The following is a 19,062-nucleotide window of genomic DNA, read 5'->3' as shown; positions in this document are numbered from 1 at the left end:
GGCGCCAAAGGCGGCAGACACTACAGCCATCAGTGTAATCAGCAAAATCAGTTGAAATCCTGGTTGAGACAATGTGTCTGGCAGCAAAGCTGGCAGACACATAACCCGGGTCTTTCTTGGGAACCTATCCGGGTCTGAAAAGATGCTTATTGAACCGGACGATGAACGGATTGCGACGCAACGAAGTAGCCACAGCGTACTACTGCCGGTATCAAAAATTGTATTGATCGTACGCCGCGGTAAGTTACCGGCAGATGTAGTTAATGGAATGGGTCAATCAACTTTGCGCATCTCTTTCCAGCGGTTATCCTGCAATACGGATGATGGATCGAAATTGGGATTGTTGGACATAATGAAATGCGTGCCATCGCTGCGGCTCCAGGCATGGTCGTAACCGGCGCTTAGCTCAACTTTTCCATTGTCGTCCCTGTAAGTTTCTACCTCTCTGATGGCTTTAATAAAATTGGTATGTGTTCTGTCCTGCTGGCTTTGGCGGGCTTCCCAGCTACGCATCTGGTTATCCATATCGGACAGGCGGCGGTTGCCGTTTTCTATGGCGCTCTTCGCTATTTGTTGTGTGCGTTCATCTATCATCCTGATGGTGCCCAGGTGCTGCTGGTGTTTTTTTTCACGCACATCTTTCCAGTAGTCATTGGTGGCCTGTTTCCATGCCGGGTTAGTACGCACACCCGCCACCATTACTGTCATTATTTTTTCAGCGGCAGCGGTTTCGCTTTCGGGAAAAACAAACAGCATGCGTGTGGCGTAACTTGTGTAGCTAATATCGTAAGTGCCATTATAAACATTGGGTATATATGTTTCTGTATTGGTTACACCGCAAAGGGCAATGCCGGCCATGCCATCATTCCATTTAAGGCGGGCAGTTACGGCAGTGTGCCTGTAATTTACCTGGGCTGCCCCGTAGCGCATTAATTCCGTACGGCCCTTTTCATCATTTTCGCTCATGGCCTGCACTACTTCCGGATTGTTTTTTTTATCGGTAATACCGGGATTCTGTAATTCACGCAGCCACACATTTTCCAGGTATTGCACAGCATCTACCGGCTGCCCAACGCCGCAGTATTGCGAAGTGTTGAATTGCCTGCTCATTTCAACGCTTTGGGGGTTGCTGCTCCACGACCATATTATGGCCGGATAAATTGAAAACGATGATTTGCCGTCGGGGGATTTGGCCGAGAAACGCACATTGGTTCCGGCGCAGGCATTGCCCGGGGCAGTCCAGAATACGCCACCTTCTGAAAGCCAGCCTTGCGGCAGCAAAATGCTGTAGGCTTCGGCAGGCTCGGTAAAAGCCTCGTTGTCCATTATTTTTACCCGGGTGAATTCAAAATAATCCTTACCGGCTGTAAAATTTTTTCCTGTTGCGGTTTGTTGCATGGTGGTTTTGTTTTTTGCGGCAGGACTGGGTTGCGCGTTGCAGGCGCTGGTTGCCATTAGCAACGCTGCCAGCTTTAGAAAAGCAGTTTTATGAAGTATCATGACACTCTGTTTTTGTTTTTCAGTAGCCATGCCTGGCGCCAGGTTGCTGTAAGCCTGCCTGCATTGTAATAATTCTGAAAGGGTAGGAGTGGATTAAAGGTGCTATGCAGGTTGGCAAGGCATGTTTTATCTACATCGCAAAAAGTAGAAAGAGGTCATCATTAAAAGAAGAATTTTTTTGTGGCGAAGCCTATACTATAACTGATAGTTTAATAATAACATCTGCGGTTGCTATTCCTCATTCAGTTTTCTGCCGGATTCAATAACAGCCTTGTTTACAGATTTGATGCGGGGCAATTCCATTTTTTCAAAAGCTCTGTCATAAGTAAGCAGCCCATTCACCTCATGCTCTACGTCGGTAGTTTGTGTATAGATGGCCACACTTAGTCCACGATATTTCATAAGCTGCTCCACCTGGTCCATCAATAAAATGTAGCGGTCGGTAAGCGAGGTTTTGGTTGGGGCATAATCATAAGCGTTGTTTTCAACAGGCCACATGTGCCCACGTACAAACAAACCCACTCCGCCAAATTCACCTAGTGATGCCGCCCTTTTTTCATCAGGCACCGAGGCCTTGTACGGCCCTACATAAATATGCGTATCTACAAAATCTCCATTGCCGGGGTCTCCATAAGCTTTTTGATAGGAGGGGTTGTTGTTAAAGCCGGAGTTGCCGTTAACCAGCCGTGAGGGATCGTAAGCCTTAACCCAGTCTGTAATTTCTTTAACATCAAAAGCCCCCCAGTTTTCGTTGAAGGGCACCCATGCAATAATGGATGGAGAATTATAGTGGTCATCCATAATGGCTTTCCATTCTTTACGGAAACGCGGCCTGTTTACGGCAGTGTCTTCATCCTGGTACCAGATGGCGGGCATATCCTGCCATACCAGCAGGCCAAGTTTATCCGCCCAGTAGTAAAAGCGTTGGGGCTCTGTTTTCATGTGTTTACGTATAAGGTTGTAGCCCGCCTGTTTTGTAAACCTGATGTCGTATTGAAGTGCTTCATCTGTGGGTGCGGTAAGAATCCCGTCTGGCCAGTATCCCTGGTCAAGCAGACCCAACTGCATTTCAAATTTGCCGTTTAGCAAGGGCCGGGGAATGCCATTGACCATGCCCAGTTTTATATCCCGCATACCAAAATAGCTTAGCGCTTCATCCCTAACGGCACCTTTATCATCCAGCAGGGTAAGTTGAAGGTCGTACAGGAAAGGTTTGTCAGGCGACCAATACACAGGGTGGTTGATGGGTAAGAAAAACGTCTCGTTGCAGGAAGCAGTTATGGTGGAAACGGGCTTGTTGTTTTGAAGTGCCGTGGCTTTTACGCGGGTGCCCGGCGATGATTGAATTTTGATGGCCAGCCTGCTGTTTTGCAGGTCGGGTGTAAGGCGTACATTTTCTATGTATGCGGTATTAACAGGTTCAAGCCATACGGTTTGCCAGATGCCGGAGGTAAAAGTATAGTCCCCCCTCGGGCCATTTTTGCCGGATGGCGTGCGGCCATCATTGGCATCATAAGCGGCAATGACAATACTGTTGTCGCCCGGCTGCAGATAGGAAGTGATGTTGAAAACAAAACTGTCATAGCCGCCCTGGTGTGTGCCGGCTTTGTGACCGTTAACAAACACGGTAGCGGTATGGTCAACCGCTTCCAGGTGTAACAGTACCTGCCGGCCTTTCCATGTTGCCGGTATGCGGATAGATTTACGGTACCACATATTTGTCTCCTGCATGCGCTGGATGCCGGAAAGGGCTGATTCGGGGCAATAAGGCACTTTTATTTTTTCTGGTTTGGCCGAAAATGAAGCCACGCTTTCCGGGCTTTGGGCATCCGGGGCGTTCCTGCCGCCCAGGTAATCCCAATATCCATTCAGGCAAAGCCATTCCTTGCGTTGCAACTGGGGCCTGGGATATTCAGCAAGCGGAACTGCTGCGGCGTTGGCTACAGGCGTCCAGGCCGTAGGTAAGGGGCATTTTTGCGCCGGCAAACCAGCCGCAACGATCAGCAATACCGGCAGCAACAGCATTCTATTTCTAATATCCATACCTGTTTATTCTTGTTTTTGTCAATAACGTATAAAACCGGCCGACCGTACCATTGCCCTATTAATTTCTCAACTGGCGGCCAATATAAAATTTTACTAAAACCCTTTACTGGCAAGGGATTGGGGCCTGCCATGTGTTACTGGACATAATAAAAGCGGCTGAAATTTGTATTGCGCAGGCGTATGGTTGGTTTTATCTTTATGTAAGAAAGTTAAAAGGCAGTCTTTATCAGAGCCTGGTGCAGCTAAAGAAAGGTGATTGGATGGAGAGGTGGATAAGATAGCCGGAACTTTTTCTCCAAAAGATTTTTTGAACTTTTTCATATGGCAAGCAATCGTTAGAGGTCGTCTGTTTCTACAGAAGACCCTTTTTTTACGCTAAAGCCATTTCTACGCATCCTAAAAGTTAACACTATGAATGAATCAATCTTCAGGAATTCTTTTGACATCGAATCTATCGCGGCAGAGTCCCGCGAAAACCTGGCACCAGCGCATGCTGCTTCAATGAACATCAATGATGACAGTAAGAATAATGCAACGGGTGCAGATGCTTCAGTCGCCCAGCGCATAGACTGTTAACAGCATACAGGCTGTTACAAAGCGGATACCTGGGTGCCCTGTTAAATCATCCATTACAGAATTATGTTGGGGCTTTCAGCTACGGCGTTTCAATGTAGCTGCGGTTCCGGCTTTCCGCTGCAAGTCCTCGCCACTCGTACCTCGTGTCTGCGGGCTTTCCGCTTCAATCCGGCAGCCAGTCAGGCTTTACCGCGTTACCCAGCTTATGGCTTTACGTTCCCCCTTCATGGGGTGTGCCTGACTCATAAACCGGCTGGATACGGATTTTCGCGATAACCAGATTTGATTGATGCAGATTATCCTCCGTACCTCTATGCTCCTCGTGCGGTTCGTAAAAACTGGATATAGCCTGTATTGTGAACGTTTCCCTGGGTTCACGAAATTCTCCTTTATAAATTGTCAACGGTTAATTATTTCGCATTCTCAAAGCATCACCCACGATGTGCCATGCATTAGCTCACGAATAAATTCATTCTCCCATCAGATGTAAAGCCATTGAAACAAGCAATAAATAGTAAGCACTAACTAATTTTATATTTGCCTTGATAACCTAACTATGGTATTGGCCAGGCTGTCGTTCTAAACACTTCAGGATTTATGATACAGGAATATTTGATTGTCAGTGATACTATAAAAAGAGCGCTTGCCGCCTTTTTTTGTTTTTATTTTTTTTGTTTTTCCTCTTATGGACAAATGTTTGACCGGTGGGGCGACCAGGGCGATGGGACTTACGTTAACCCTGTGCTCCCTGCGGATTACAGTGACCTGGATGTTATTCGTGTTGGTAATGATTATTACGCCATCTCTTCCACTATGCAGTTTTCTCCAGGTATGGTGGTGCTGCACTCGGTTGATTTGGTGAATTGGGAAATTAAAAGCCATGTAGTGAGCGACCTTACTAAAATAAGCCCTGAACTTAACTGGGATAAAATGAACCGGTACGGCAAGGGCATTTGGGCTGGTTCCTTACGTTATTACAAAAATAAATTCTGGGTTTACTTCGGCACTCCCGATGAAGGATTTTTTATGAGCTCGGCAACCAACCCCGCGGGCCCCTGGGAACCCCTGCACCAGGTATGGGGCGTAGCCGGCTGGGACGATTGCTCTTCTTTTCTTGATGACGACGGGCAACTCTATTTTATTGCCACCAACTTTGCGCTCGATACTGTAACCAATAAACAATACAATATCCATCTATTTAAAATGACGCCGGATGGTAAGAATCTCGTTATGGAGACCGACCGCATAATTTATCAGTCCAAAGGAAGCGAAGCAAACAAGCTGTATAAAATAAATGGCTTTTACTATCATTATTTCAGCCAGGTAAATACGCTTGGGGAACGTTATATCATGATGGGCCGTTCCAAAAACATATATGGGCCTTACGAATATAAACAGCTTAACAAAGTTGATCAACTGAAAGACAGGGAACCTAACCAGGGCGGTCTTGTAAAAGCGCAAAACAATCGCTGGTATTTCCTGACACATCATGGCAGTGGCGATTGGGAGGGTAGGCCGGCCAGTTTGTTACCTGTAACCTGGATAAACAATTGGCCAATTATTGGTAAAGTGGGCAAGGATACAATTGGGGAAATGGTATGGGCTGCAAACAAACCAATCAATACAAAAAGGAAGTTATCCATCGAAACAAACGATGAGTTTAATACAGCAAAACTGAATGTGCAATGGGAGTGGAATTATCAGCCGAGAGCGGACAAATGGTCCCTTACCGAACGAAAAGGCCATTTACGGCTATATGCATTTAAGCCGTTGGATGACGGAAATAAAGTGCCACAAATACTAAGAGCAGGCAATACCATAACCCAACGCAGCATGAGGACACGTTTAAGCATTGTAACTGTAAAAATGGATGTTGACAGTATGGCCAACGGGCAATGCGCCGGGCTAACCCATTTTTCCACAGCTTGCTATAGTACCCTGGGTGTAAAGCAACAAAATGGAAAAAAATACCTTGTTTACGATAACAACGGCAAGGACACTGTAATAACGGCAATAATCAGAAAAAGTATCTGGCTGCAATCAACGTGGAATGTAAACGGTATCAATAGGTATTCCTACAGCTTTGATGGAAAGACTTTCATTACGCTAAACATGCCTTCGCAACTGAAATGGGGAAGCTACCGGGGCGACCGAATCGGAATATATAATTATAACACTATTTCTGAAAAAGGATTTGTGGATATAGCTTCGTTCAGCTATAACTATCTAAATAATGCCAAAACTATAACTGGCGCCCAAGGCTTTACCACCAAAAAATAGCTTTAACATCAGTATGGTTTTGAAAAAACGATATAAGCTATTTGATTGTGCTTCATTAAGCCGGCACATGGCTTTTTGCCTTAAAGTATCTCATACAATTACGGCGCGTTGCTTTATAATCAATTGTCCAGGTTTTGTTTATTTAATGCCGCTATTTGCCGCCGGTATTGTTCGGGAGAAACCCCCATCTTTTTTTTGAATAAACTGGAAAAGTAGAATGCTGACTCAAAATTCAGGTCGTCAGCAATTTGTTTTAATGGTTTTATAGTGTTGGTCAGCATTATTTTCGCTTGCTCTAAGCGTAGTTGCTGTAGATATTGGCCCGGGGCCATGCCGGTGTACGCTTTAAATGTTTTCCGGAACCAGGAGTAACTCACCCCTAATTCATTTGCCAGCTTTTCAAAAGAGAGTTTATTATATTCCCCAGACCGGAGAAGGGCCCTTGCCTTTCCGATAATTGTTTCCGTAACGTCGTCAGACGGCAGCTTTTGCTGGCGTATCAGTGAGTAGATGGTACCTAATAGGTGCAAAACGGCTCCCGAGATTAATGGCTGGTACCCGGCTTTCTCGTGGCGTGTTGTTTCAAGTATCTCTGCAAACAACAGCAGTATGCTCTCCCGCAGCCCAACTTGCTTTATTGGTTCATCAAGGGGAAAAAAACTGTTTTTGAGAAGAGAGGTTGCTATATTACCATTAAACCCCACCCAGTATTCATCCCATCCTATGGCGGGGTCTGGCCTAAAGCGATGCCATTCACCAGGGAAAAGGATAAAGACAGACCCTTCAGTAATGGTTGTTTTTTTACAATGGAGAGATTCAAAAAAACCGCCGCCTTTTGCTATATAAATTAATTGAAATTCGCGCAGTACCCTGCCTTTCTGCCAATTGAAATAATGATGGCCGGGATGTGTGTGTGCCGGGTATTCCTGGCCCTTTTCAATACGTGTACACCCTGCGTTAAGTACATGCAGGCCCCAATCTTCATCCTGTTGGGAAAAGGGAAGGTATTTGTAATAGTTAGTCATGGCTGGCTTATCTATGTCAAATTCTATATGCAAAATATCATTTTGCGCATTTTTCCGCTTCAGGTCATAAAGTAAATTTGATTGTCTTTACTAACCATGAATTGTTTGTGAAGGTAAGTTAAGAATTCACCCGTAAAATGATTGCTTAGCCTCTTCTTAGGAAATACGGGCTGCAAAATATGATGCTTAATGTAAACGATACAGATTGCCGGCAAAAGAAGGATGGTTTCAATGGCCAGAAAGCAATTGTTATCCCCCGTACAATTGTAGAATCCTGCTTGTCAGCGGGCGGCCTGCCCGGGCTGGCGCTTACAGATATTGGTTATTACCCACGTGCCAGGCACCACTTCCGGCACCGTGATAACGGGTGCGATCAAAGCATCCTGATTTATTGCAGTGATGGCCTGGGTTGGGTGGAAACCGACAAAGGCCGTTTTATGGCTGAAAAGGACCAGTTTATTGTTATTCCCGCCGGGGCGCCACATGCTTATGGCTCATCAGAACTGCGCCCATGGTCAATTTATTGGGTGCATTTTGCCGGCTCAGGCGCGGGGCAGCTTGATGCCTTGCTGACGGTTGAAAACACCCGTATGTGCCAGTCTGTAGCGTTCAGCGAAGAGCGGATTAAATTATTTGAACGGATGTTCTGCGTTCTGGAGACCGGGTATAGTGCAGACAAAATCGGGTATGTAAATATGTGCCTGGTGCACTTCCTTTCTTCTTTTTGTTTTCCGGATATCTTCCTGCTGCCCCAGCGTAAGGAGTTTAAGGACTTGATTGAGATAGTGGTTGACTATATGCGGCAAAACCTGCACAAGCCCCTTCAATTACATGAACTTGCTTCGCAGGTGCACATATCGGTATCATATTTCTCAAGCCTTTTCAAAAGAAAAACAGGCTATTCGCCCCTTGATTATTTTAACCACATCAAAATTCAAAAGGCATGTCAGTACCTGCTGTTTACTGATATGCATATTAAAGAAATTGCCTGCAAGCTTGGCGTAGATGATCCCTTTTATTTTTCCAGGCTTTTTAATAATGTAATGGGCATGCCGCCGGCAGAATACCGAAGCCGCAAATCCCGCACAGCGGAGCAAAATGCTTCTTTCCCGCATTAACGGTTACTAAAAAACTTCAGTCCGCTTCATCGTTAAGGGAAGCGGCCATTATAATTTTTCTATATGGCATGCTTTAACAGTTTTACCCATAGAATTCTCCATGCTAAAAGGTAAATCATCCATTTATACAGGCTTAGGCCAGTTCTAATTTTATCGTTACAAACAGGTTCATTTTCAATCAACCAAAACTAAACAAGCTATATGAAAAGATTTTTAGCTGCCTTTGGAGCAAAGGCTTGCTGCCTCATTTTGCTTTTGGTTATCTTTTGCTTTACCCACGTACTTGCGCAGAACGGTTTTACTGTTTCCGGCAAGGTAACGGATGATAAAGGGCAGGGGTTAAGCAATGTAACCGTGCAGGTAAAGGGTTCCTCTATCGGCGCCATAACAGATGCCAACGGGGCATTTTCAATTCGGGTACCTTCAGAGAATGCTACGCTTGTCTTTTCCTCCACCGGCTACCAGTCTAAAGAAATGCGTGCTGTTAAAGACCGGGAGGTGCTGGTTCTGTTACTAACTTCAGAAGCAAGACTGGATTCCGTGGTTGTAGTAGCTTACGGTACACAAAAAAAATCTTCCCTTACATCTTCCATCAGTACCATCAATGGTTCTGATATCGCTTCGCAACCGGTTGCAAATATTACCAACAGCCTTGCGGGCCGTGCGGCAGGCATTGTAGCCATGCAGGGAACGGGGGAGCCGGGTTTCGACGGCTCTAATATTATCATACGGGGCATCAGCACTACCGGTAATACACAGCCATTGGTAATAGTGGATGGTGTTCCAAGAAATTACTCCCAGGTAGATCCCAACAGCATAGCATCCATTTCAGTATTGAAAGACGCGGCGGCGGTTGCCCCTTATGGCATGGCAGGCGCCAATGGTGTTATCCTCATTACCACCAAACGTGGAAAAGCGGGTGCTTCATCGCTGAGTTATAACGGTTATGTGGGTTGGCAGAACCCAACCAAGCTTACAGAATTTGTGGATGCCTATCAATATGCTACCATGCGCAACGTGGCTAACGCCAATGTGGGGGCCCTGCCGGTGTATTCTGAATACAGCCTGCAGAAGTTCAGGGACGGATCAGACCCCGACGGGCACCCCAACCATAATGTGCTTGAGGAGTTGATAAGCCGTAACCGTATCATAACAAGCCACAACCTTTCCTTATCCGGGGGTAGTGAAAAAGTTCGCTATTATGCTGGCTTTAGCTACCTGAAACAGGATGGCATGTGGGCCCGCTCTGCTTATAACCAGTATAACCTTATCGGCAATTTGGATGTACAGGCCACTAAGACCACTAAAGTATCTCTTTCAATGAATGGAAGGGTAGAAGACCGCAACCAGGCAGCAGTAAATACAGGGTTCATTTTTTATCAGGCATTCCGTACCCCTGCCGTAGCGCCGCTTACCTTCAGCAATGGGTTATGGGGCAGCTATATAGGTCGTACCGCATACGGTAATTTACACCATAGTGGTTGGGCAAGAACAACCGGTTATACAATGCTTAACCAGTTGTCTGTAGAACAGCAACTGCCTGTAAAAGGCCTTAGTGTAAAAATAGCGGCCAGCTACGACTTTAACCCTTTCAGCCCTACCAATGCAAACAATCCTGGTTCAGGTATTGTCAGCCAGGGTAAAATATGGTCAACTCCAATACCGTTTTATGCCGTTGATACAACCAAGCGCCCATACGAGTACACGCTTGCTGGCAATGATGGCCCTGCAAAACCGGTTTACACGCAATATTATAACCAAAGCCAGGCTTTCACCTACCAGGGCTTTATCAATTACAATAACAAATTCGGGCTGCATGATCTCGGTTTGCTGATAGTGCTTGAAGCCAGGAATACAAAGTCTTCTGTTTTTGGGGCTAGCCGCAGTAATTTCAGCGTTAATGTCCCGGAGTTAAACAATGGCAGTTCCAATGCAACGGATATCAGCAATTATGGATATTCTTCAGAAGCAAAACAACGATCTGCCCTCTACCGCCTTAGTTATGGCTTCGGCAATAAATACCTGCTTGAAGCATCTGGCCGCTATGATGGAAACTACTACTTCGCACCCGGTAAACGATTTGGTTTCTTCCCCGCTTTTTCGGCAGGCTGGCGTTTGTCTGAAGAAAATTTCATAAAAAGTATCACCTGGATATCCAATCTAAAATTGCGTGCATCTTATGGCGAATCCGGGGCACTTGCTGGGGCGCCTTTTCAATATTTAAGTTCTTACACTTTGTATGGCAATGCGGCAATTATAAATGGAATTGCCGGGCAGGGGTTGTATGAAAATGCGGAGCCAAACAGATCCATTACATGGGAGAGGGCCAAAAAAACAGATATCGGTATAGAGGCCGTATTATGGAATGGCCTGCTTACAATAGAAGCAGACTATTTCCGGGAAAAAAGGGATAACATGCTCTTCGCACCAGATGTAGTGGTACCGGCTGAATACGGTATCTCCCTTTCACAGGTAAATTCAGGTAAAATGAGCAACCGCGGGTTTGAACTTACCCTTGGTAGTTCTTATGCTTTTTCAAAGGATTTTCGCATAGGCCTTACCGGTAATATTACATACGCAAGAAATAAGCTGGAACGTGTTTTTGAAACTTCTTCCACTTATGATAATCCAAACCGCAGGCGCACAGGCAGGCCTCTCAATACACAATTCGGATATCGTGCCCTGGGATATTTTCAGGTATCTGATGATAAGAATGGCAATGGTATAATAGACGCGTCTGAGTATCCTGTATCCCAGCCTTTTGGAGACTTGCACCCCGGCGACATAAAATACGAAGACGTTAACGGTGATGGCCTTATTTCTCCGGATGATGAAGTGGAAATTGGCAAATCCGCCGTGCCGCAGGTGGTATATGGGTTTTCGCCAACAATAAGGTACAAGGGCTTTGATATAACATTGTTGTTCCAGGGTGCTGCCGGCAGAAATTTCTATCTTTCAGCTACTGCCGCATGGCCGTTTGTAAACGGCGCTTCTGCCACAACAGAAAACCTGGATTACTGGACGTCCGAAAATACCAACGCAAAAAATCCCCGCCTAACACCAACGCCCACTGCCAATAATACAGCTTACTCCTCCTGGTGGATAAGGGATGCCAGCTATCTGCGTTTAAAAACAGGCGAATTGGGGTACAATCTCCCTTACCAGGTAGCCCGTAAGGCAGGCATGCAGTCTGCAAGGGTTTTTGTTTCTGGTCAAAACCTGCTTACCTGGAGCCCCGTCAAAAATTTTGACCCTGAGGTAAGTGTTTCTAATGGCGAGTATTATCCGCAACAAAAAGTAGTTACTATAGGTTTAAATCTTAATTTCTAAATGGCAGCCAAATGAAAAAGACTAATAATACAAATAGCCCCATTGTTATATTACTGCTCCTGTTTATTGTATCCTGTAAAAAAGACGAATCGCTGGATGTTATTCCAAGGGACAGGCTGTCAGACGCTACGGTATGGACAGATCCAAATACAGCGGATGTGTTTTTAAATGATATTTATGGAAAACTGCCCGATGGTAATAATTGGTACGACCCCATGGAAAACTTTAGTGATAATTCAGTGTGCGGCTATAACTGGACGCCTTCAAGAAACATTATCCAGGAAGCATCGTACAATCCTTTTACACAAATTTTCAACCCATCGTATGGTTTTTTGCCGTATGACTGGAGGCTACAGTATGGTTACATACGCAAGTGCAATTTGTTTATTGAATCCGTAACGGCATCTTCGCAACTCACGGACAGTTATAAAAAACTGCGCATTGCTGAAGCCCGTTTTTTGCGTAGCTATTTTTATCATTTGCTCTGGATGACGTATGGCGGTGTTCCCGTTATAACAGATGTACTGAACAGCGCAGAACAGGGCGACGCTATTTTTGTTGCAAGAAGTACGTTTGAGGAAACCCTTGGCTTCATTACTTCAGAATGTGCAGCCGCTTCTGCCGATTTGCCCCAGGTGCCAGGCCAAACCGGGCGTGCTACAAAAGGGGCGGCATTAACTTTAAAAGGGTGGTGCGAATTATTTGCTGGCAAATTTGCTGCAGCCGCGGCTACTAATAAGCAGGTAATTGACGAATTTGGCGGATCGGTTTATACGCTTTTTCCCGATTACGGAAATTTCTTTATGCCGGAGAACAACAATAATAAAGAAGGCATATTTTATCGCCAGTATCTGCCCAGGGTATGGGGCGGCAGGGCAGACTCTTATTTGGGGCCTACTTTCACCAAAGGTGGGGCGGAGACGAGTTGGGGGGGCATAGGCCCTACGCAGGAAATGGTTGATGCCTACTTTATGGCCAATGGCAAATCCATAACAGACCCAACTTCCGGTTACGACCCGCAAAACCCTTATGTTAACAGGGAAAAAAGGTTTTATCAATCCATAGTCTACGATGCTACCTGGTGGTATAATGATACCATTTATACCCGCCAGGGCATAGGCAGCCCCAACGAGATTGATCTTGCTGACAGGAATGATGCTACCAATACCGGCTATTATTTGCGTAAAAGGCTCAATGATAAAATTACCTTAGGCGCCGACAATTGGAACAACCCTGGTACCAGCGCACAGAACTATTATTATTTCAGGTACGCAGAAGTGCTGCTGAATTATGCTGAAGCGCAAAATGAGGCAGTGGGGCCTGATGCAACTGTTTATGCAGCTATTAATGAAATACGTAAACGTGCAGAATTACCAGACCTTGCCACGGGCCTTAGCCAATCTGAAATGCGTAACGCTATCCGCCATGAAAGAAGAGTGGAACTTGCTTTTGAAGATAAGCGCTATTGGGATCTTGTCCGCTGGAGAACAGCCCATATTGTGCTCAATAACCCGTTGCACGGCATCGCAATTTCAGGTGCCCCAGGCCCCCTCACTTACACACCGGTTACTATCCCCGGGGGCAGCAAGAAGTTTTTTGAGTCAAAAAATTATTTATTCCCCATACCACAGTACGCAATTGACCAGAACCCCAAATTGCAGGGCCAGCAAAATCCAGGTTACTAACGGTGCTGTATTTTACGCAAAAGCAGATGGAAGGTTTTTGTTTGGCCGGCAAGTAAATGGTGGCCTGCGGTGATATGCTGAACGGTTGTTGTGTGCTGAGATAAAAGCCATTTTCAGGGGGTGCCCCTCGTGCCTCGGGTCGGGCTTTCCGCTGCTACTCCGGCACAGGGCCCATACACATGGGCTTCACCGGGGTATCCGCTTCAATCCCTCACCCAAAGTGCGGCACGCTGCTTTTTTGCAGGCAGCATTCTCTTTAGCACACAACCGATACCCATGAGATGTGAAATGACAATGGTAAATATGCTGAACTAATGGTGGGGCATGGGCCTACCCTACGCTTAGGTAAAAGCTGAAAGTATTGTTGCAGATGAACGTAGTTTCCAATTTGCTGCTTCAACACGCAAATTGCGCAACAGGCGATGCCACAGCGATATATTGCCGGCCACCACCTGCATACATCAATATCCGGCGAAATTTTAAAACGCAGGGATAAAGTTCCCGGAGCTGATCCTTTTATTATGAACCAATGTAAATTAAAATGATAGACAGGCCCTGTAACATAGGATTGTTTGGAATAGGCCTTAACACTTACTGGCCGCAGTTTGCTGGCTTAAAGGAGCGGCTGGAAGGGTACCTTGGCGAAGTAGAAGCGAAAATTAAGGAAGTTAACCCTTGTGTTATTAACGCGGGGCTTGTTGACAGTGCGGATAGAGCTTTTGAAACCGGCGACCATTTCAGGAGAGAGGGTGTTGACCTGATTTTTCTGTATGTAACTACTTACGCTCTTTCATCTACCGTGCTGCCGGTAATACAACGTGCAAAAGTACCGGTTGTAATTTTAAACCTTTCGCCCGAAGCAGCGATAGATTACACTGCTTTTAACGCAATGAATGACCGCACCAAAATGACCGGGGAATGGCTGGCTTATTGCCCGGCCTGCCCGGTGCCTGAAATTGCCAACGTGTTTAACCGTTGCGGCATACCATTTCACCAGGTTACAGGTATGCTGAACAATGATGAGGGTGCCTGGAAAGAGGTGATGGAGTGGGTAATGGCAGCGGCCGTGGCAAAGAAACTTTTTAATAACCGGTTGGGCTGTATGGGGCATTATTACAGCGGGATGCTGGATATATATACAGACCTTACAAAAGTGTATGCCCATTTTGGCGGGCATATTGAGTTGCTTGAAGTAGAAGAGTTGGCCACACTGCGCAAATCTGTTGTGGCCGGGGCCGTAACCGGCAGGCTGGCTTTATTTGCCGAATCATTCGACATTCAGCCCGACTGCTCAACAGAGGCATTGTACCAGGCCGCTGTTACTTCCGTTGCGCTTGATAAGCTGGTTGAAATTCATAAACTGGGCTCAATGGCCTACTACTACAAGGGCACAGGGAATGAAGAAAATGAAGAGGCAATAAGCTCAATAATACTGGGTACATCGTTACTTACGGCAAACGGGGTACCCGTTGCGGGGGAATATGAAATTAAAAACGCCATAGCCATGAAAATTATGGACAGTTTTAACGCCGGTGGTTCTTTTACGGAATACTATGCCATGGATTTTAATGATGACGTGGTTTTAATGGGGCATGACGGACCGGGGCATATAGCCATTGCAGAGGGTAAAACGAAAGTAAGGCCGCTGCAAGTTTATCATGGTAAAGTTGGCAAAGGCGTATCCGTAGAGATGAGTGTGCGTAACGGGCCTGTAACATTGTTGGGCATAACGGAAACAGCTAATGGAAAACTGATGCTGCTTCTCGCAGAGGGAGAATCGGTGCCGGGCCCCATCCTTCAGATAGGGAACACGAATAGCCGGTATAAATTTCCGATAGGGGCAAGAGGGTTTGTGAACAACTGGAACAGTTATGGGCCTGCACACCATTGCGCGGTAGGTACAGGTCATATAAGTGCAAAAATCAGGAAGCTGGGGGCGTTGCTGAAAATGGAGGTTGTTCAGGTTTGCTAAAGAAGCTGCTATTCAAAATTTGCTTTCAATTTGCCGTTTGTTGAATTTTTGGTTTTCCGCAATTTTATTTTAAGTATTACGCCCTCCGGCGTAAGGGTTGAATGCCATACTTCATCCCCGTTCCAGATTCTTTTTTGTATCCATTTATCATCTTCGTAATATCCTTCTTCCACTATTATCAGTTCGGCGGTACTGTAGCCAGATCCATACTTTGGCTTAAACTGAAACCTTGTATCAAAACCAATGATGAGGAATTCATCTTCCCCTAACTGCCCAATCAGTGCACGGCCTGTTAACGGTTTGCCCGGTTTGTATGCCGGAAACCCGTAGGAAAAAAGGATATCATAATCCCCTGCCTGCACCAGTTGTTCTTTCAGGTTATAATCCTCACTTACGGCCTGCAGCTTTCCGGTACCCTGCAGCATGGCGATAGATGAAACGGCCCCTTTCAGCAAGCGGTAATTATCTTTAAAATAAGCGAATTTATTATCCAGCTTTTCTTTATCGCGTTCATCATTGGGGTCGGCATGAAAAGGATCTATTCCATAAGGGGCAACCCCAATGGCGTTAAAATTGCCCAGGGCATAAAACTGGTTGCGGGCAAAATCTGCGCCTTTGCCCATTTCAGGTATAAACAGCGGGTTATCTGGCCGGTTATATTTAGCGCACAAATCATTAAAAGCGGTGTAATTGCCCATATAAATGTCAACCGCTATCAACGAAATAGCGGGGGCGGCTATCTTCCATATATCCAGCATGTGCGATACCGGCCCGCCGCTTGGGTATTCGCCCGGCCGCTGAAAAGCATGTTCTTTCGGCCAGGCGTTTACGTACATTGGCAAATCATATTCTTTTTTTCCCGCAACAGCCACTTCATTGATGTATTTAGCCATGTGCCACGCACTGAATGCCTCTGCGGCGTATACGGGAAAGGTTTCCTGCCAGGTGCCGCTTTTTAAGTTAAGACCCTGTGCCAGTTGGGCTGGCACTGTTTCTTTAAACAGGGTATTTGCCGTTTCTGAATAGTCCCTGTCTGTTCCCAGGGAACCGGCTTCATTTTCTACCTGTACCATAATTACGGTTTGATGCGCAGCATCCACTTCTTTTATATGCCGCATCATTGCGCTGAATGCTTTTTTATCAGCATCAACATTTGCCTTCGATAGGGTGGATAATAACAGCATTTCTCCCCCCGCACTGTTTTTCATGCGCGGGTATTTATCCGGTTGTGTAAGTACCCATTCCGGCGGGTATTGAGAGCTGCCGTTTTTAAACGAGCCAAACCAAAGCAGTATTAAACGCAATCCTTCCTTTCGGGCGCCTGTAACCAGGTAATCCAGTTCTTTAAAATTATATTGCCCGGGCACTGGTTCTATATTCTGCCAGTAAATGGGGGCTTCAAGCGTATTGCACCCAAGTTCCCGCAGTTGCGGCCAGGTTTTATCAAGCACAAAAGGCCATGCACTGCTGTTCCAGAGTTGGGCGCCAAGAACTATGTAAGGCTTACCGTCCACCATGAAATTATATCCGCCGTTCTTCTTTTTTACAATGGCAGGCAGTTGTTTTTGTGCATAGGCCGGCACGGTAAAACCGTATAAAGTAACTGTGAGTATGACCCTCCAAAATGTAAGATGTTTCATTTTCCAGGTTTGCTTTTGTTTTGTATGGTTAACCTTAACCTGCCCCAGGTGGTTTTTCTTTCAATGGGGTTGAATGTTTTTGTTTCATAGCTGGCATGCAGTTCTATCACATGTCCATCCGGGCAATCCGGTGAAATAGAAATCAATGAGTTTACGGTAAACCCATCCGGCCATCTTGCCGGTATCATTTCGTCTGCCAACGTTTCCTTTATAACCCATTTGTCTTCAGTATATAACCGCAGGCGGTGGGCGCCTGAATAAAGCAGCAGGGTTTCGCCGGCTTCTGCAATACCATTGCCGTTTCCTGTACCCATAGGCTTGTCCCTTATTTTCAGCCCATCGTCTGTTTGTATGCTGTCGAGCATGGGGGCATTGTAAAGAACCGGGATGGTTATATCATCAGTATAAATTGTTTTGCCGGTTTGCATGGTGATGTTAAGCTTCACTTGCGGTGGTTCCCCATGGGCAGGCGCTTTTATTGCCGGCACAATAGTAACGGGCGGAAAAGCGATAAGCCTTGTGTTGGGCGGTACTGTTATTGTTGTTGCTGTTTTTATGAGCTGCACCGCACTGTCTGATGCGGATATGGCCACCCTGATGGTGAAGGGAGATATATCAGATACCCTGTTCAGCAACTGTATCGAGAGCTTTGCTGGTTTACCCTGCCGCAGGTAGCGGCTGCCTTTATCAACCCTGTAGCCCATTACTACCAGGTTTGGACTGTCATTGTCGTCATAAATTCCTGTTTCGATGGATGTTTGTGTGTAACGGAACGATAGCCTGCCGGTTTCATCTGCTTTTTGTGTATTGGTAACTGTTGTTCCCATGTGTGTATTGCAGGTTAGAATGCGATAGGTTTTGCCGGGCTGGTACAATGGGGCAGTTAAAACGGTAATGGTGTCCAATGGTATGGATGGGCCATCCGGCAGCCATTGGTAACTGTACAGGCCACACCCGTTTTTGTCAACATTCTTTAAAAGAACAAATCCCGGAACACTTTTGCTTGTATTCACCTGGTAATCCCAGGCGCTGAAAGCAGGATACAAATCATAGTGTGACCAGCGTGGTTTTCTCGGTGCCGGATTGTTGAATGTTTCTGTAATAAAACGCATGGCCGTTTCAAAAACTTTTGTTTCTCCTGCTATGTCCACCATGTGGCCGCCATGAAATTTCCAGTAGTCAACGGGGATGCCTTCCCACTTTGCCCCCTGTTTTACTTCATCATTCAGGTAATACAATATATCCGAATCGCCATTGTGCATGCGGATATTTACATCCTGCAGGTTCTTAAATGTGTAGCGCAGCGGGTACAGGGTGTGGTTTTGCGGATAGCCGATAAAGAATTCAGGGCTGCCGGCAAGGCTTACGGCAGCGCTGATTTTTTCGGGATATTTTCCTGCCAGGAAAAAAGACATGAACCCACCCATGCTGAAGCCGATGATGCCACGGTGCTGCCGGTCTGTTAAGGTAAGGTAAGCCGAATCTATATGGCTGATAAGTTCAGGAAAATAGTCTTTCATCTGAACGCTGAACTTAATATCCTCATGGTTGCCGGTATTGTATGGCCGTGGTTCCGCGGTATCAATATTGCCATCCCACATTACCAGCAATACCTGGTATTTATCGGCAAGTGTTTTTATTTTTTCATATTCCAGCAAGGCATTATCGTCTTTAAAATGCCGTCCGCCCCAGCCGTGAAAAAAATAGATAACCGGGTATCTTTTACCTGCCCTTCCATATCCTTCAGGAAGGTACAGCCGGTAATATTTAGGATGGCCAAATACTTTGCTGTAATGCGCTGTATCAATGTAAGCCCCATTGGTTTGTGAAAAGCCGGTTAGCCAGGAAAAACAAATGGCGATGGCCCCAAAGGCGTAGCTGTATTTCATC

General features: G+C 45.9%; 12 protein-coding genes. 6 read left to right on the top strand and 6 right to left on the bottom strand.

The window, feature by feature from the left end:
- Positions 1 to 273: 273 nt before the first annotated feature.
- The 3 genes from F0364_RS18515 to F0364_RS18505 form a co-directional block, all read right to left on the bottom strand.
- Positions 274 to 1,500, bottom strand: coding sequence for a hypothetical protein (locus tag F0364_RS18515; RefSeq protein WP_153799295.1), 1,227 nt, complete (start codon positions 1,498 to 1,500; stop codon positions 274 to 276).
- 231 nt (positions 1,501 to 1,731) lie between these two features.
- Positions 1,732 to 3,543 carry a glycoside hydrolase family 2 protein gene (locus F0364_RS18510; RefSeq protein ID WP_153799294.1) on the bottom strand — a complete coding sequence of 604 codons (1,812 nt, stop codon included), beginning with the start codon at positions 3,541 to 3,543 and terminating at the stop codon, positions 1,732 to 1,734.
- A gap of 96 nt (positions 3,544 to 3,639) precedes the next feature.
- Positions 3,640 to 3,867 (bottom strand): hypothetical protein, encoded by a 228-nt coding sequence (locus F0364_RS18505; RefSeq protein WP_153799293.1) that lies wholly within the window; start codon positions 3,865 to 3,867, stop codon positions 3,640 to 3,642.
- A gap of 90 nt (positions 3,868 to 3,957) precedes the next feature.
- On the opposite strand from F0364_RS18505, the gene F0364_RS18500 reads away from it, so the two are divergent.
- Positions 3,958 to 4,122, top strand: a complete 165-nt coding sequence (locus F0364_RS18500) for a hypothetical protein (protein WP_153799292.1) — start codon at positions 3,958 to 3,960, stop codon at positions 4,120 to 4,122.
- A 597-nt stretch (positions 4,123 to 4,719) separates the two neighbouring features.
- On the top strand, positions 4,720 to 6,402 hold the full coding sequence (locus F0364_RS18495; protein WP_207632754.1) for a glycoside hydrolase family 43 protein: 1,683 nt from the start codon (positions 4,720 to 4,722) through the stop codon (positions 6,400 to 6,402).
- A 119-nt stretch (positions 6,403 to 6,521) separates the two neighbouring features.
- On the opposite strand, the gene F0364_RS18490 is transcribed toward F0364_RS18495, so the two are convergent.
- Positions 6,522 to 7,460 carry an AraC family transcriptional regulator gene (locus F0364_RS18490; protein WP_235921145.1) on the bottom strand — a complete coding sequence of 313 codons (939 nt, stop codon included), beginning with the start codon at positions 7,458 to 7,460 and terminating at the stop codon, positions 6,522 to 6,524.
- A gap of 146 nt (positions 7,461 to 7,606) precedes the next feature.
- Between F0364_RS18490 and F0364_RS18485 the strand changes: the two genes are divergently transcribed.
- From F0364_RS18485 to F0364_RS18470, 4 genes are all read left to right on the top strand, one after another.
- On the top strand, positions 7,607 to 8,545 hold the full coding sequence (locus tag F0364_RS18485; RefSeq protein ID WP_153799291.1) for an AraC family transcriptional regulator: 939 nt from the start codon (positions 7,607 to 7,609) through the stop codon (positions 8,543 to 8,545).
- 201 nt (positions 8,546 to 8,746) lie between these two features.
- Positions 8,747 to 11,875: a SusC/RagA family TonB-linked outer membrane protein gene (locus F0364_RS18480; RefSeq protein ID WP_153799290.1), complete on the top strand. Its 3,129-nt coding sequence runs from the start codon at positions 8,747 to 8,749 to the stop codon at positions 11,873 to 11,875.
- An 11-nt stretch (positions 11,876 to 11,886) separates the two neighbouring features.
- Positions 11,887 to 13,560, top strand: coding sequence for a RagB/SusD family nutrient uptake outer membrane protein (locus F0364_RS18475; protein WP_153799289.1), 1,674 nt, complete (start codon positions 11,887 to 11,889; stop codon positions 13,558 to 13,560).
- A gap of 541 nt (positions 13,561 to 14,101) precedes the next feature.
- Positions 14,102 to 15,532, top strand: a complete 1,431-nt coding sequence (locus F0364_RS18470; RefSeq protein WP_153799288.1) for an arabinose isomerase — start codon at positions 14,102 to 14,104, stop codon at positions 15,530 to 15,532.
- 8 nt (positions 15,533 to 15,540) lie between these two features.
- Here F0364_RS18470 and F0364_RS18465 read toward each other — a convergent pair whose 3' ends face one another.
- Positions 15,541 to 17,172, bottom strand: a complete 1,632-nt coding sequence (locus tag F0364_RS18465) for a DUF5597 domain-containing protein (protein WP_153799287.1) — start codon at positions 17,170 to 17,172, stop codon at positions 15,541 to 15,543.
- Positions 17,169 to 19,061, bottom strand: a complete 1,893-nt coding sequence (locus tag F0364_RS18460; RefSeq protein ID WP_207632753.1) for an alpha/beta hydrolase — start codon at positions 19,059 to 19,061, stop codon at positions 17,169 to 17,171. The genes F0364_RS18465 and F0364_RS18460 overlap by 4 nt, the downstream gene beginning before the upstream one ends.
- Between the last annotated feature and the right edge of the window lies 1 nt (position 19,062).

Origin of the sequence: Foetidibacter luteolus, from assembly GCF_009650435.1 — a bacterium.
In the GTDB taxonomy this organism is placed as follows: Bacteria; Bacteroidota; Bacteroidia; order Chitinophagales; family Chitinophagaceae; genus Foetidibacter; species Foetidibacter luteolus.
This window is presented reverse-complemented; position numbering and strand designations above follow the sequence as displayed.

Coding starts and splice junctions, on each gene's coding strand:
- F0364_RS18515 (WP_153799295.1), bottom strand. CDS start 1,500: ATGATACTTCATAAAACTGCTTTTCTAAAGCTGGCAGCGTTGCTAATG.
- F0364_RS18510 (WP_153799294.1), bottom strand. CDS start 3,543: ATGGATATTAGAAATAGAATGCTGTTGCTGCCGGTATTGCTGATCGTT.
- F0364_RS18505 (WP_153799293.1), bottom strand. CDS start 3,867: ATGAAAAAGTTCAAAAAATCTTTTGGAGAAAAAGTTCCGGCTATCTTA.
- F0364_RS18500 (WP_153799292.1), top strand. CDS start 3,958: ATGAATGAATCAATCTTCAGGAATTCTTTTGACATCGAATCTATCGCG.
- F0364_RS18495 (WP_207632754.1), top strand. CDS start 4,720: ATGATACAGGAATATTTGATTGTCAGTGATACTATAAAAAGAGCGCTT.
- F0364_RS18485 (WP_153799291.1), top strand. CDS start 7,607: ATGATGCTTAATGTAAACGATACAGATTGCCGGCAAAAGAAGGATGGT.
- F0364_RS18480 (WP_153799290.1), top strand. CDS start 8,747: ATGAAAAGATTTTTAGCTGCCTTTGGAGCAAAGGCTTGCTGCCTCATT.
- F0364_RS18475 (WP_153799289.1), top strand. CDS start 11,887: ATGAAAAAGACTAATAATACAAATAGCCCCATTGTTATATTACTGCTC.
- F0364_RS18470 (WP_153799288.1), top strand. CDS start 14,102: ATGATAGACAGGCCCTGTAACATAGGATTGTTTGGAATAGGCCTTAAC.
- F0364_RS18465 (WP_153799287.1), bottom strand. CDS start 17,172: ATGAAACATCTTACATTTTGGAGGGTCATACTCACAGTTACTTTATAC.
- F0364_RS18460 (WP_207632753.1), bottom strand. CDS start 19,061: ATGAAATACAGCTACGCCTTTGGGGCCATCGCCATTTGTTTTTCCTGG.